We start from the raw sequence: 13,386 nt of genomic DNA on the forward strand, positions 1-13,386 counted from the left end.
AAAATAAAAAACGTAGCGATGCTATGCTTTGATTTTCTATTTCATATCAATAAAAAAATCATCATTTTCTTTTACAGTAAATTCAAATCACAAATGGTATAAGTTTTCATTTGTAGAGAAGATAGTATTTATAAAGCATAAAAAATGGAGTTAATCAACTCCATTTTTTATGCTTTATAATGTTAAAATAAACTTGTCCTTTAATTATTAATTGTATCACTAATAGGAACTTCAACAGGTTTCTTAACAACTACTACAGGTTTTTCAAATTTCTTTTTTACAGGTATTAGTACTTCTGTAACAAATTTTGAAGGTTTAACTTTACTAGTAAGCCTATTCACTTTGTAAGACTCAATTAACGGTTGCGTATCGTCTTTTATATAGTCACTATTTTCTTCTTTTTCAAAAAATGTTAAGGCTTTTTCCCAAGCATATTTTCTATTCTTATGATCTCCTTTTAAAGTAGATTTTACAGCCATAAACTCTTCCATAAAACCACCAGTAATGTCGCTAAGTGGTGTAGTTAAAATTTCTTCATCTATAGGAACAATTACAGAATAAACAACATAATCATTACTTTCATCCCAATTTTTAAACATAATAAAAGAATCTCCATTTCTTTGTATTCCGTTATCTGTAACAAAAGTATTTATGTTTTTTAATAATGCTTCCGATTTTGCTTGAAATTCTGGTATTGAACAAGAGTCTTTTTGTTGAATAAAATTAGTTGCTTGTTTGGTAATAACTCCATCTAAGGAAACACTAAAATTATTTACTTCATCAACTAGAAAGCTATTGATGTTTTCTAAACCGGTGTTTAAGTAGGTTGAAATACTAGAATTGTTTTTTCCTTTTAAGAGAGCAACAATTTTTTCTCTAAAACTTAAAGTTCCTTTAATTCCCCATGTAATTTTAGTACTTTCTTTTTCTTCTTTAAAAGTCCAATACGTTTTGTATTCTTCACCATCTATTTTTTCAATCTGAAATATAGAATCTTGATTGAATATTTTTGTTGTTGAAATGCTATTTTCTTCCCATTTAATAAAAGCTCCTTCACCTATTGTAGTTTCAGAATATTTGCTTTTAATTGTTGGTTGGTTATTTAATTTTGGATGCCAATTTTCAAGATTTTTATAATCGCTTATAAAATCGAATAATTTTGCTTTTGAATAAGAGATAGTTTTCTCCTGACTAATATTGAATTCACTAGGTTGTGTGGCAATAAAAACAGTAAAAGCTATAGTAAATAATAATAATAGTAGTATAATATATTTAGCGATTCTCATTTTTTGGAAATATGGAGTTTATCAAATATATAAAATTATTCTTTTAAATAGAATTTTATTACAAACAATAATCCTATAAACAGTAAAAAGCCAAATAAAATCCAATAGACACCTTTGTATTGAAGTTTAAGGTCTTTTAAATCTTTTTTATAAACCCTAATCATTAAAAAAATGAAAACAATTACAAAGAATATTGCAAAATAAAGTTGGCCTGTTGAAAACATGATTATATATTTTTTACAAAAGTAAGAAATGAAATAGTCAATTAAATATATTTACACTTATAAAATGAATTAAAATCTATTTTTTTTAAAATATAAAGTAATAGCTTGATTTTCAAAACTAATTATAAAAAAAAACAAGAATGAAAAAACAATTAGAAGCAGTTAGATTATTCCACAACACTTATGGTTTAGGTGTTAGTAACGAATTGAAAGCAGATTTAGGTGTTCAAAAGAATGCTTTACGATTTGAATTAATGAAAGAAGAAAATGAAGAATATTTAGAGGCTGTTAAAAATAATGATATTGTTGAGATTGCAGATGCTTTGGGTGATATGTTATATATTTTATGTGGTACAATTTTAGAACACGGTCTTCAAGATAAAATTGAAGCTGTTTTTGATGAGATTCAAAGAAGTAATATGAGTAAACTTGGTGAAGATGGTAAGCCAATTTACAGAGAAGATGGAAAGGTAATGAAAGGTCCAAATTATTTTAAACCAAACTTTGAAGCTATACTGAAGTAACTTATAAAAAAACGTGTTTAAAAATTAAACACGTTTTTTATTTAACTTTATTGGACGATATAATTACCTGGAATAAACTTTAGTGTTCTAACAATTCTATTCCATGAATTTATTTGCGCTACAATAAGTATCAAGTTGCAAATTGTTTCATCATCATAGAAAGAGGTTAAAGATTTATACATGCTATCTGTAATTTCACTTTGGTTGATAATCGTTAATGATTCAGCAAATAGAAGTGTCGCTTTTTCTTTTTCAGTAAAAAAAGGAGTTTCTTGCCAAACACTCAAAGTTGATAATCGTAACTCGGTTTCACCAGATTGTTTCAATTCTTTATAGTGCATATCGATACAATAAGCACATTTATTAATTTGTGAAACACGCAATCGAATAAGTTCTAAGAGACCGAATTCTAAAGATGTTTCTTTAATGTAGCTTTCGGTTTTCATTAAGCTTTCTACCATTCCTTTTGGTATTCTTTCAAATGTAATTCGTTCCATAATTTGTAGTTATTTAAAATTATAGTACAAATGTAGGCTTGAGTTTTTTCTTAAAAATTAAGATATCTTAAGAAATAAGAAAAACCTACTTCTTTCTAATTTCACTTAGGTATTCGGGAGTAATTTCTAAATAGGATGCAATCATAAATAAAGGAACTCTTTGTGCGAAATCTGGAAAATTATCGACTAAATTAGAGTAACGATCTTTGCTTTTTAGTTTAGAAAGAAAATCATTTTTTTTCTGAATTGCAATAATCATATTTTGATTAATTAAACGAAATAATCGTTCTAGTTTTGGAATTGCAATGTATAGTTTTTCTAGATTTTCGTTACTTATCATTAGTATTTTGGAGTCTTCAATACATTGAATAAATAAATGGGAAGGTGTTTCTTTTATGAAGCTTTCCATATTTGTAAACCACCAATTTTCAATGGCAAATTGAGTGATTTTTTCATTTCCTTTTTTATCAATGTAATAGGAGCGAACAAGACCTTCAAGAATGAAATATTGATACTTACAAATGTTACCTTCTTGAAGAATAAAATCTTTCTTTTGGTAAGTTTTGTATTCGCATTTCGATAAAAAAGTTTTGATTTCTTTATCTTCAAATGAAACATATCTATTGAAATATTCTTTTAGATGTTGCTCCATTTGAAGTAAAGTTTAAAACCTTGTTAGGTATAATTATATTTTCACAGTCCAACCAAAAGTGTCTTCTGCATTTTTGTATTGAATGTCGGTTAATTTCTTTTTCAAATCAATTGCAAATGAATCTTCATTTTTAGGTAATTCAAAATATTCTTCTTTGTAAGAGAAACCAACAATAGGATTAATTACTGCTGCTGTTCCTGCACCAAAAATCTCTTTTAAACTTCCGTTTTTAGCAGCTTCAACTAATTCTTCTACTAAAACAGGACGAATATCTACATTAATATTTTCTCTTTTAGCTAAATCAATAATACTTTTTCTAGTAATTCCATCAAGAATTCTCTCACTTGTTGGAGCAGTATGTAACGTATCATTAATTCTAAAGAAAACATTCATTGTTCCTGCTTCTTCTAATTTAGTATGCGTAGCATCATCGGTCCAAATAATTTGTTGAAAACCTTGTTCGTTTGCTAATTTTGTTGGATAAAACTGCGCTGAGTAATTTCCAGCAGCTTTTGCAGCACCAATTCCTCCATTTGCAGCTCTACTAAAATGTTCTGCGATTAATACTTTCACTTCGCCAGAATAGTATGATTTTGCAGGAGATAAAATAATCATAAACCTATAAAATACAGCAGGAGCGGCAACAACACCCTTTCCAGTTGCAATCATAAATGGTCGAATATATAAAGAGTTTCCATCTCCTTTTTTAACCCAATTTTTTTCAATTTCTAATAAACGTTTTAAACCGCCCATGAAAACATCTTCTGGCACTTCTGGCATAGCCATTCTAGATGCACTTTTGTTAAAACGCTCAAAATTTTGTTCTGGTCTAAATAACCAAACGTCATCTTGATTGTCTTTGTATGCTTTCATTCCTTCAAAAATAGCTTGTCCATAATGAAAAACTTTAGCAGAAGGATCTATCATAAAAGGAGCATAAGGCTCAATACTTGGTTTTTTCCAAACACCATTCTCAAAATCACAAACTAACATATGATCTGTAAAAGTGTTTCCAAAAGAAAGGTTATCGAAATCTACTTCATTAATTTTTGAAGCTGTAGATAAAGTAATGTCTATGTTTTCTAAATTTTTAATGTCCATATATATATTAGTTGTGTATTGTGAATATTAACTTAAGAAGAATTACTCCTATTAAATTTTGTGCAAATTTAGTAAAAAAGGAATCCTTTTCAAGAAGGATTTTAAAAAATAAAACTTAGATTATTAACAATTTTATAGCTTTTTTAAACAATTTATTTATTTTTGTGAATAAACAGTTTAAAATACATATAAATCATGAAAAAAATAATTTGTTTCGGAGCTTTAGCATTAGTAATAATGAGTTGTCAGGAAAAATATGCTACTTTCGGAGATTCAATAGCTGCTGATGGAGCAATTTCTAAAGAAGAATTATTTGACAAGTATAAAACAATGAAAGAAGGTGACACAATTAATGTGAAATTTACTTCTAATATTGAAGATGTTTGCCAAAAGAAAGGTTGTTGGATGAAAATTGATTTAGCAGATGAAGAAAAAGCTTTCGTGAAATTTAAAGATTATGCTTTTTTCGTTCCTATGAACGCTAAAGATAAAGAAGCAGTTGTTAATGGTAAAGCATTTGTTAGTGTTGAATCTGTAGATGATTTGAAACATTATGCAAAAGATGCAGGAAAATCACAAGAAGCAATTGATAGTATAGTTGCACCAAAAGTGACTTATTCTTTTATGGCTGACGGTGTACTAATTGCTAAATAATGAAAAAAGCAATAGTATTATTGGTTTTACTGGGCTTAAGTGCTTGTAATTCTAAGGCTAATGATAAAACTGAATGCACTTCAGAAACGAAAGAGAACGAAGAGGGTTTTGAAATGTATGAAATGTCCGAAATGGCAGCTTTAATGGAACAAATGTATGTTGATAATCAAAGATTGAAAGATCGAATTATTAATGGAGATACAATTGGAGCATTTCCACAACATTTCACAAGAATTCACAGTGCTGTTTTAACGGACGAAACTGATAAAGATGTTTTTTTTAACGAACAAGCAAAGAAATTTATAGAAGCGCAAGAATTGATTTATAAAGATCCAGATAACGCTAAAGCACATTTTAATAATGGTATTGATGCTTGCATCCAATGTCATCAAGTAAAGTGTGGTGGACCGATACCGAAAATTAAAAAATTATACATAAAATAGATTAAAAAGTTTAAGATACGTTCTTAAACTTTTTTCTTTGTATCAAATAATAAAGTAGTGAAAAGAGAGATTATCATAACAAAAGATGGTTCAACAACTATTCATTTGACCGATTTGAATGAAACGTATCATTCTAAATTTGGAGCCATTCAAGAGGCACAACATGTTTTTATTAAATGTGGTTTAGACCTTATTCAAACCTCTTCTGTTTCAATTTTAGAAGTAGGATTTGGGACAGGTTTAAATGCTTTTATTACTTTATTAGAAGCAGAAAAGAGAAAGCAAAATATAAACTATGTTGGTGTTGAAGCATTTCCTATTGAAAATAGTGAAGTTGAAAGTTTAAATTATACAACTTCTTTAAATGTTGAAGACAAGCAAGATTTGTTTTTATCGCTTCATAATAGACCTTGGGAAGAAAAAAATGTTATTGCAGAATACTTTTCATTAGAGAAGAGAAAGCAATTTTTTAAGGACATTAAAGATGTTGATGCTTATAATCTTATTTATTTTGATGCATTTGGTTTTAATGTGCAACCTGAATTATGGGGAACAGAAATTTTTAAAATCATGTTTGATTCTTTGCAAGATCAAGGTATTTTAGTAACCTATGCTTGTAGAAGTTCTATTAAGAAAGCAATGATTGAAGTTGGTTTTACTGTTGAAAAATTACCAGGTGCTCCTGGAAAAAGAGAGATGCTTAGAGCAATAAAAAAATAGTTTTTTATTAAAATAAATAGATAAAATATTTTGTATCTGTTATATTTTTAAATGCTTTTTACTTTTTAATAACATTGCGCTTACTTATAGTTGATATTGAGTTTTTATTTTTTCGGAGTGAAAAATTTTGTTGAATACTACTATAAATTTAGCATTTTTTTCACATTTAAATATTCAGTTGCTTGTAAAAAAATACTATATTTACATCAAGTTATTATCCTAGTCTAATCAAAAATTTAATTAATTGTATGTCTAGATCAATGTATTCGTATTCAAAATCTATACTTGAAAGAGTAAGTTTTGATCCACTACTTTTCTGTAAAGAATTAGAAAAAGCAATCAAAGTTCTGCTACCTTATGAAATTGACCAACTTATGAATTGGTTATTAAAGTACACAGAAGAAAAACCAGAGTTAAAACAATGTTTAATTAACATTAATCAATAAAAAAAATAGAGGAGCATTTGCTCCTCTATTTTTTTGTTTTAGGACTAATAATTTCAACATCATGAAAAGCTATTGCTCCTCTAACAACACTAGAAATAGTGTCTCTAAGTGCATTAATGATATGTATTTTTAATTCGTTTTTAGGATAAATTAAACTCACTTCTCTTGCTGGTTTTGGATTAACAAATGACCTAAGTTTAGTTTTATTTTTTTCGTTTAAATCTAAAGTATGTAAATAAGGCAATAGGGTAGTGCCTAATCCTTCATCAGCTAGTTTTATTAGTGTTTCAAAACTTCCACTTTCAAGTTGAAAATGATTTTCATTGAAGTATTTATTATTCTTACATAGGTTTAAAATTCCATTTCTGAAACAATGTCCATCTTGTAGCAATAAAATATTATCTAAGTCTAGATCGCTAATTTCTATTTCTTTCTTTTCAAAACTAGAATGATTTTCGGGTATATAAGCTACAAATGGCTCATAATAAAGAACTATTTCCTTTATGCTGTCTTCTTCTAAAGGTGTAGCAGCAATTGCACAATCTATATGACCATTCTTTAGTTTATTGATAATCTCTTCTGTTGTGTTTTCTTCAATAACAAGATTAACTTTAGGGTATTTTGTAATGAAGCTATTTAAAAACATTGGAAGTAATGTAGGCATAATTGTAGGAATAATTCCAACTTTAAATTCTCCGCCAATATATCCTTTTTGTTGATCAACAATATCTTTTATTCTTCCAGCTTCGTTTACAATACTTTTCGCTTGATTAACAATTTTTTCACCAATTTCGGTTAGTAAAATAGGCTTTTTGCTTCTGTCAAAAATTAAAATGTCCAATTCGTCTTCTAATTTTTGAATTTGCATACTTAATGTAGGTTGTGTTACAAAACATTTTTCTGCAGCGAGTGTAAAATTTTTATGTTCAGCTACTGCTAAAACATAATATAGTTGAGTTATAGTCATTCTATCAATATTTTTGATAAAAATATAAAAACTATCAATTTGATTTATAAAGTTTGCTATTTTTTTTTATATAAATTTGAAAATAGTAAAAACAATAAAAAATAAATATATGAAAATGAATGCTTTAGGATTGCCAATAGAAGAATCGAAATTTTTAGTTAAAGAATTAAATGTGTTGTTATCTAATTTTCAAGTTTACTATCAAAATTTAAGAGGTTTGCATTGGAATATTAAAGGAAAACGTTTCTTTGATTTGCATGTTAAGTTTGAAGAATTTTATAATGATTCTCAGATAAAAATTGATTTAATAGCAGAACGTGTACTAACATTAGGCGGGACACCTTTACACACTTTTGATGACTATATAAAAAACAGTAAATTGGAAATTGGAAAAGATATTTCTAAGGATGTTATGGCTGTGCAGTTAATCATTGATTCATTGAGTCATTTGTTGAAAATTGAAAGAACAATTTCAAATTTATCAGGTGAAATAGATGATGAAGGTACAAATGCAATGATGAGCGATTTCATTTCTGAACAAGAAAAAACGATATGGATGTTAAATGCTTGGATGGGTGAGGAGAACTGATTTTAGTCAAACTCAATAAAAATCAACTGATTATATTAAAAAACCATGTTTAACATGGTTTTTTATGTTAATTTTAATAATTCGAATATAAAATAATTTTATATTTGTGATATGAAGTTTTTATGTAAAATAGTTTTACTATTCTTTCTGTTTTTCCTTTCTGCACCATCTATTATTTCTTTATGTGATGATAGTGCAGATCTTTCTTCGTTTTTTAATTTATCAGAAGAGGAAGAAGAAGAGAATATTGCTAGTTTTAATGAAATAAAAGTACTTCCAATTTTTCAAAGTTGTTCTTTATTACCATTTAAAAGAATTTTTAGAAAAAAACATTTTATTATTGATGACAAATTTGTAGAAAGTCAGACATTAATTATTTTTTCTCCCCCTCCCGAATTAATTTAAAAAAATACGAAACAATTTTTTTAAATTAAATTAAATCATTTTATGTTCAAGTTTTTAAAGAACGATATTCCAGCGAGTATTGTTGTGTTTTTTGTGGCTTTACCTTTGTGTTTAGGTATTGCTTTAGCTAGTGATGCTCCACCATTATCAGGATTAATTTCGGGTATAATTGGAGGGATCGTAGTAGGTTTGATTAGTAAATCAAAAATAGGGGTGAGTGGTCCAGCTGCTGGTTTAGCAGCAATTGTTGCAAGTGCTATAAGTTCATTAGGAAGTTTTGAATTATTTTTATCTGCTGTAGTTTTAGCAGGTGTAATTCAAATACTTTTTGGTATAGTACGCTTAGGAGTTATTGGATATTTCTTTCCAAATAGTGTTATTAAAGGTATGCTTACAGGAATTGGAATCATTATTATTTTGAAGCAAATACCTCACTTTTTTGGATATGATAATGAAGCAGAAGGTGCTGATAGTTTTATTGAGCAATCTGGAGAGAATACTTTTAGTGCAATTATAAATGTTTTTGACAATATAACATTGGGCTCATTTATAATAGGTCTAATTGGGTTAATTATTATTATATTTTGGGATAATGTGTTAACTAAAAAGCATCATTTCTTTAAGATTGTGCAAGGATCATTAGTTGCTGTATTTATAGGTACAATTTTACAAGTTTTTTTTAGTAACAATGCATCTTTGTTAATTGAAGGAAAGCATTTAGTGCAGGTTCCAGCTCCAGATAACTTATCTGGTTTTCTTGAACATTTAAAATTTCCAGATTTTAGTCAAATTTTTTCTTCTGATGTAATACTTATTGCTTTCACCCTCGCACTTGTGGCTAGTTTAGAAACATTATTAAGTGTTGAGGCAACAGATAAATTAGATCCTGAAAAAAATATTACACCAACAAATAGAGAATTATTTGCACAAGGAATTGGAAATATATTTTCTGGTTTAATTGGAGGTTTGCCTATTACTCAAGTTATTGTTAGAAGTTCTGCTAATGTTCAATCGAATGCTAAGACGAAGCTTTCAGCCATTTTGCATGGTTTCTTATTGCTTATTTCAGTTTTAGCTATTCCAATGCTTTTAAACCATATTCCAAAATCGGTTTTAGCATCAATTTTAATTATCGTAGGATTTAAGCTTGCTAAGCCTTCACTTTTCAAAAAAATGTTCAATTTAGGTTGGACACAATTTGTTCCTTTCATAATTACAGTTGTCTTTATCGTATTTAAAGATCTTTTATGGGGAATTTTTATTGGATTATTTATCGGTGTTATAGTTATTTTAGTAAAAAGTTATCAAAACTCTTTCTTTTTACATAAAAGTGAAAGTAAAGATCCTGAAGTTGTAAAAATGACATTTGCAGAAGAAATTACTTTTCTAAACAAGGCAACAATTCAAAGGGAATTATTTAACCTTCCTGAGAATTCTCGTTTAGAATTAGATATTAGAAAAACGACCTATTTAGACAATGATATCGTTGAGATATTGGAAGATTTTGTAGTACAAGCTAAGAATAAGAACATTTTTGTGCTTTTAAAATCAGAAAGAGGTGAAGTTGATAATCCAAGTAGTTACATTGAATTTTTTAAATTAAGAAAACAATCAAGATAAACAAATAGTTATGAGTGATTTTTATAAAAAGATTATAGAGAATAATAAGTTATGGGTTGAAGATAAATTAAAAATTAGCCCAGATTATTTTAATAATTTAGCAGAAGGACAACAACCTCCTTTACTATGGATTGGTTGTTCAGATAGTCGTGTTCCTGCAAATGAAATTATTGGTGCAGAACCAGGAGAAGTATTTGTACATAGAAATATTGCTAATATGGTTGTGCATTCAGATATGAATATGTTAAGTGTATTGGATTATGCTGTTAATGCTTTAAAAGTAAAACATGTTATTGTTTGTGGTCATTATGGATGTGGTGGAGTTAAAGCTGCAATGGGTAATGACTCAATCGGTGTAATTGATAACTGGATTAGACATATTAAAGATGTATATCGTTTTCATCAAGATGAACTGGATTCAATTGTTGATGAAAAAGATCGTTTTAATAAATTCGTTGAGTTAAATGTAAAAGAACAAGTTTTTGATTTAGCGAAAACATCTATTGTTCAATCAGCTTGGAAGAAAGGTCAAGAATTGAGTATCCATGGTTGGGTTTATGGATTAAATTCGGGCTATGTAACCGATTTAGGTGTAAACTTTAGTTCTGATAAAGATTTATCGAATGTATATCAATTGAAATTTTAAATATATAGATTAGTAGGTTATAAATGTTTTATAGCCTACTATCTTTTATAAGTACAATTATTCGTCTAGGTTTTCGTTAAATGCAGACGGAAGTAATTGAGGTATATATTTTACAAGAATTGGTAATAAAATACCACCACCAGGAAGTAGAAAAATAGTTAAAGAAGGTATTGTTTTACATATATCTAACAACTGTTTTTTTACTTTCTTTTTTTCCACATCATCCAAATCTTTTGTTGTAGATTTTGCTAAAAGAATCATTAATTCTTTACTCTCAACGATTTCTTTAGTCAATCTTTTTTTGTTTCTTGTTATTAGTTTTATAACAGTTGCATTAGTTTGATTGTAGAAATGTTTAACTGGGTTTGAATGATTAAAATAGGATATGTTATTTCTATTTGTTTTGATGAAATTTCTAATATTTAAAATACTTTCTGTAGCAATAGTGTCTGAAATAGTCAATTTTTCAGAAATATAATTCAGAAATAAATATTCATTCTCATCTAATTTCTCATCACTTAAAAGTGCCATTTGAACTAAATCGAAGAAATAGAATTTTTCTAAATCATTAGTGATAAATTCATAATTAAACTCTTCAATGGTAATTTTTTCGACTTCATTACTTTTAGAATAGCGTAATGAATTTTGAAACAATTTTAATAGTAATTCATCAGCATGTGTTTTTATTTTTTTAACATCTAATGCCATGCAAATAATTTGAAAAACTCTTTTTTCGAAGGTTTCAAAGTATTTTTTTGAAAAATCGGTATTTTCTATAAAATGATAAAATGCCAAGACGTCTAAAAAGAGTAATGCATTTGTTACTATATGAGAAAAATTTTTAGAAACAACATTTTGATTGGTCTGAATTCTATCATTAATTACAGACTCTAGTTGTAAATTATCAGATGTTTCAGGTAATAGTTTTTTTAAGAATAAATAGTTGTTTTTTTGTATGGCTTTATAGAATGAATTTGCTGTTTTTAAGAATGCTTCTTTAGATGATGATTTAGTTTTTAAACAAAAAACACCATATAAAGCATCAAGAAAGACAATTTTGGTAATTTCATCAATAGATAATTCCTTTATTTCATCTTCTTTAACATTTGAAAAAGAAACAGCATGACCATATATTAACCCCGTTTTCCTAATAGCAGTATAGTAGTCAATACTATCTAAAATTTCATCATTTTTTTGTTTTTCTAAAACCGTAAAAAATTTATCTATCCAGCCGTTAATTGATGGGTTAATCATGATTGTTTAATTATTTTGCGAAGTTAGAAAAAATATTTTCTATAGATATAAAACTATCTTTATATCTTGCCTAAATAATTTTTCATATTCTTAAAGTTAGTCATATCTTAGTAGAAAATTAATTTATATGAACTATGTTATTATAGCTATTGTATGTGCTTTATTACTACTAGCTTATATTTTTACAATCTCTGCTTCTAAGACAAAAATTCCATCTGTAATTTTGCTTTTAATCCTAGGTTGGGCGGTAAGACAGTTATCTGAAGTTTTTCACTTATCAATGCCAGACTTAAACCCATTACTACCATTGTTAGGTACAATTGGATTAATATTGATTGTATTAGAAGGTTCATTAGATTTAAAACTAAATAAGGAGAAATTACCCTTTGTTTGGAAAACTTTTATAACCGCAATTGTTCCATTAATATTAACGGCAATAATTTTAGCTTATTGTTTTTATTATTTCATTGATGTTAGTTTTAAGGACGGGTTAATTAATGCAATTCCTCTATGTATTATTAGTAGCGCTATTGCAATTTCTAGTGTTGGACATTTAAATGTGTATAATAAAGAATTTGCTATCTATGAAAGTAGTTTGTCTGATATTATAGGTGTTTTGTTTTTTAACTTTATAACATTAAATGCAGTTATTAATTTAGAATCGGTTGGTCACTTCGGAATTCAAATTTTATTAATGGTTGTAATTTCTTTTATTGCTACTGCTTTTTTAGCATTCTTATTGAGTAAAATTGATCATCATGTTAAGTTTGCACCTATTGCTTTATTGATAATATTGATATTTGCAGTATCTGAAATTTATCACTTACCAGCATTATTATTCATTATGTTTTTCGGTTTAATTATGGAGAATTTTGATGAATTAGATAAATTTAAGTGGATTCGTAAATTAAGACCTAATACATTGGATAGAGAAGTGCAGAAATTTAAAGAGTTGATTATCGAATCTGCCTTTTTAGTTCGTTCTGTATTTTTCTTGCTTTTTGGTTTTTTAATGAAAACGGAAGATATTCTAAATCCAGATACTTTTGTAATTGCACTAATAATTGTTACTATAATATATTTGATTAGAGCAGTACAATTGAAGTTCTTTAAGGTTAAATTAATGCCTTTATTATTTATTGCACCGCGTGGATTAATTACGATTCTTTTATTTTTAAAAATTGAAGAAGCAAATAGAATTCCATACGTAAACAAAGCATTAATAATTCAAGTTATAGTACTTTCTGCTTTATTTATGATGGTTGGTTTAGTGTTTAATAAAACAGATAAAATTGAGAAACCAAAGAATAACGACAATTTATCTATTGATTTAGAAGTACCGCTATAGAAGATATGAA

16 protein-coding genes are annotated in these 13,386 nt (G+C 27.3%); 10 read left to right on the forward strand and 6 right to left on the reverse strand.

Translation table 11 applies throughout. From position 1 onward, the window contains the following. Positions 1-200: 200 nt before the first annotated feature. Complete coding sequence (locus tag L2Z92_RS16230) at positions 201-1,286, reverse strand: SRPBCC family protein (protein WP_236455543.1); 1,086 nt, start codon at positions 1,284-1,286, stop codon at positions 201-203. Between the two features lie 364 nt (positions 1,287-1,650). Here L2Z92_RS16230 and L2Z92_RS16240 point away from each other — a divergent pair, with 364 nt between their 5' ends. Next, positions 1,651-2,034, forward strand: coding sequence for a nucleoside triphosphate pyrophosphohydrolase family protein (locus L2Z92_RS16240; protein ID WP_236455546.1), 384 nt, complete (start codon positions 1,651-1,653; stop codon positions 2,032-2,034). Positions 2,035-2,081: 47 nt separating this feature from the next. Here L2Z92_RS16240 and L2Z92_RS16245 read toward each other — a convergent pair whose 3' ends face one another. From L2Z92_RS16245 to L2Z92_RS16255, 3 genes are all read right to left on the reverse strand, one after another. Then, entirely contained in the window at positions 2,082-2,531 is a 450-nt protein-coding gene (locus L2Z92_RS16245; RefSeq protein ID WP_236455547.1) for a carboxymuconolactone decarboxylase family protein, read from the reverse strand. A gap of 85 nt (positions 2,532-2,616) precedes the next feature. Then, positions 2,617-3,183: a Crp/Fnr family transcriptional regulator gene (locus L2Z92_RS16250; RefSeq protein ID WP_236455548.1), complete on the reverse strand. Its 567-nt coding sequence runs from the start codon at positions 3,181-3,183 to the stop codon at positions 2,617-2,619. A gap of 33 nt (positions 3,184-3,216) precedes the next feature. Further along, on the reverse strand, positions 3,217-4,284 hold the full coding sequence (locus L2Z92_RS16255; protein ID WP_236455549.1) for a branched-chain amino acid aminotransferase: 1,068 nt from the start codon (positions 4,282-4,284) through the stop codon (positions 3,217-3,219). Between the two features lie 195 nt (positions 4,285-4,479). Here L2Z92_RS16255 and L2Z92_RS16260 point away from each other — a divergent pair, with 195 nt between their 5' ends. The 4 genes from L2Z92_RS16260 to L2Z92_RS16275 all read left to right on the forward strand — a co-directional run bounded on the left by L2Z92_RS16260 (position 4,480) and on the right by L2Z92_RS16275 (position 6,547). After that, positions 4,480-4,938, forward strand: a complete 459-nt coding sequence (locus tag L2Z92_RS16260; RefSeq protein WP_236455550.1) for a DUF4920 domain-containing protein — start codon at positions 4,480-4,482, stop codon at positions 4,936-4,938. Further along, on the forward strand, positions 4,938-5,381 hold the full coding sequence (locus L2Z92_RS16265) for a hypothetical protein (protein ID WP_236455551.1): 444 nt from the start codon (positions 4,938-4,940) through the stop codon (positions 5,379-5,381). Before L2Z92_RS16260 ends, L2Z92_RS16265 begins: the two co-directional genes overlap by 1 nt. A gap of 57 nt (positions 5,382-5,438) precedes the next feature. Next, positions 5,439-6,101: a tRNA (5-methylaminomethyl-2-thiouridine)(34)-methyltransferase MnmD gene (gene mnmD / locus L2Z92_RS16270; protein ID WP_236455553.1), complete on the forward strand. Its 663-nt coding sequence runs from the start codon at positions 5,439-5,441 to the stop codon at positions 6,099-6,101. A gap of 248 nt (positions 6,102-6,349) precedes the next feature. Next, complete coding sequence (locus tag L2Z92_RS16275; protein ID WP_236455554.1) at positions 6,350-6,547, forward strand: hypothetical protein; 198 nt, start codon at positions 6,350-6,352, stop codon at positions 6,545-6,547. A gap of 25 nt (positions 6,548-6,572) precedes the next feature. Here L2Z92_RS16275 and L2Z92_RS16280 read toward each other — a convergent pair whose 3' ends face one another. Beyond that, positions 6,573-7,514, reverse strand: a complete 942-nt coding sequence (locus L2Z92_RS16280; RefSeq protein WP_236455555.1) for a LysR substrate-binding domain-containing protein — start codon at positions 7,512-7,514, stop codon at positions 6,573-6,575. A gap of 109 nt (positions 7,515-7,623) precedes the next feature. On the opposite strand from L2Z92_RS16280, the gene L2Z92_RS16285 reads away from it, so the two are divergent. The 4 genes from L2Z92_RS16285 (at position 7,624) to can (ending at position 10,774) form a co-directional block, all read left to right on the forward strand. Beyond that, positions 7,624-8,103 (forward strand): Dps family protein, encoded by a 480-nt coding sequence (locus L2Z92_RS16285; protein ID WP_236455556.1) that lies wholly within the window; start codon positions 7,624-7,626, stop codon positions 8,101-8,103. Positions 8,104-8,214: 111 nt separating this feature from the next. After that, positions 8,215-8,508: a hypothetical protein gene (locus L2Z92_RS16290; protein ID WP_236455557.1), complete on the forward strand. Its 294-nt coding sequence runs from the start codon at positions 8,215-8,217 to the stop codon at positions 8,506-8,508. Positions 8,509-8,550: 42 nt separating this feature from the next. After that, positions 8,551-10,128, forward strand: a complete 1,578-nt coding sequence (locus L2Z92_RS16295; protein WP_236455558.1) for a SulP family inorganic anion transporter — start codon at positions 8,551-8,553, stop codon at positions 10,126-10,128. A 10-nt stretch (positions 10,129-10,138) separates the two neighbouring features. Then, entirely contained in the window at positions 10,139-10,774 is a 636-nt protein-coding gene (gene can, locus L2Z92_RS16300) for a carbonate dehydratase (protein ID WP_236455559.1), read from the forward strand. A gap of 57 nt (positions 10,775-10,831) precedes the next feature. On the opposite strand, the gene L2Z92_RS16305 is transcribed toward can, so the two are convergent. Then, positions 10,832-12,028, reverse strand: coding sequence for an LETM1-related biofilm-associated protein (locus tag L2Z92_RS16305; protein WP_236455560.1), 1,197 nt, complete (start codon positions 12,026-12,028; stop codon positions 10,832-10,834). A gap of 127 nt (positions 12,029-12,155) precedes the next feature. Between L2Z92_RS16305 and L2Z92_RS16310 the strand changes: the two genes are divergently transcribed. Next, positions 12,156-13,376 (forward strand): cation:proton antiporter, encoded by a 1,221-nt coding sequence (locus tag L2Z92_RS16310; protein WP_236455561.1) that lies wholly within the window; start codon positions 12,156-12,158, stop codon positions 13,374-13,376. Positions 13,377-13,386: the final 10 nt, after the last annotated feature.

Origin of the sequence: Flavobacterium jumunjinense (assembly GCF_021650975.2) — a bacterium.
In the GTDB taxonomy this organism is placed as follows: domain Bacteria; phylum Bacteroidota; class Bacteroidia; order Flavobacteriales; family Flavobacteriaceae; genus Flavobacterium; species Flavobacterium jumunjinense.

Bases quoted from the DNA above. Each gene is read 5' to 3' on its own strand.
- L2Z92_RS16230 (WP_236455543.1), bottom strand. From the start codon at position 1,286: ATGAGAATCGCTAAATATATTATACTACTATTATTATTATTTACTATA.
- L2Z92_RS16240 (WP_236455546.1), top strand. From the start codon at position 1,651: ATGAAAAAACAATTAGAAGCAGTTAGATTATTCCACAACACTTATGGT.
- L2Z92_RS16245 (WP_236455547.1), bottom strand. From the start codon at position 2,531: ATGGAACGAATTACATTTGAAAGAATACCAAAAGGAATGGTAGAAAGC.
- L2Z92_RS16250 (WP_236455548.1), bottom strand. From the start codon at position 3,183: ATGGAGCAACATCTAAAAGAATATTTCAATAGATATGTTTCATTTGAA.
- L2Z92_RS16255 (WP_236455549.1), bottom strand. From the start codon at position 4,284: ATGGACATTAAAAATTTAGAAAACATAGACATTACTTTATCTACAGCT.
- L2Z92_RS16260 (WP_236455550.1), top strand. From the start codon at position 4,480: ATGAAAAAAATAATTTGTTTCGGAGCTTTAGCATTAGTAATAATGAGT.
- L2Z92_RS16265 (WP_236455551.1), top strand. From the start codon at position 4,938: ATGAAAAAAGCAATAGTATTATTGGTTTTACTGGGCTTAAGTGCTTGT.
- L2Z92_RS16275 (WP_236455554.1), top strand. From the start codon at position 6,350: ATGTCTAGATCAATGTATTCGTATTCAAAATCTATACTTGAAAGAGTA.
- L2Z92_RS16280 (WP_236455555.1), bottom strand. From the start codon at position 7,514: ATGACTATAACTCAACTATATTATGTTTTAGCAGTAGCTGAACATAAA.
- L2Z92_RS16285 (WP_236455556.1), top strand. From the start codon at position 7,624: ATGAAAATGAATGCTTTAGGATTGCCAATAGAAGAATCGAAATTTTTA.
- L2Z92_RS16290 (WP_236455557.1), top strand. From the start codon at position 8,215: ATGAAGTTTTTATGTAAAATAGTTTTACTATTCTTTCTGTTTTTCCTT.
- L2Z92_RS16295 (WP_236455558.1), top strand. From the start codon at position 8,551: ATGTTCAAGTTTTTAAAGAACGATATTCCAGCGAGTATTGTTGTGTTT.
- can (WP_236455559.1), top strand. From the start codon at position 10,139: ATGAGTGATTTTTATAAAAAGATTATAGAGAATAATAAGTTATGGGTT.
- L2Z92_RS16305 (WP_236455560.1), bottom strand. From the start codon at position 12,028: ATGATTAACCCATCAATTAACGGCTGGATAGATAAATTTTTTACGGTT.
- L2Z92_RS16310 (WP_236455561.1), top strand. From the start codon at position 12,156: ATGAACTATGTTATTATAGCTATTGTATGTGCTTTATTACTACTAGCT.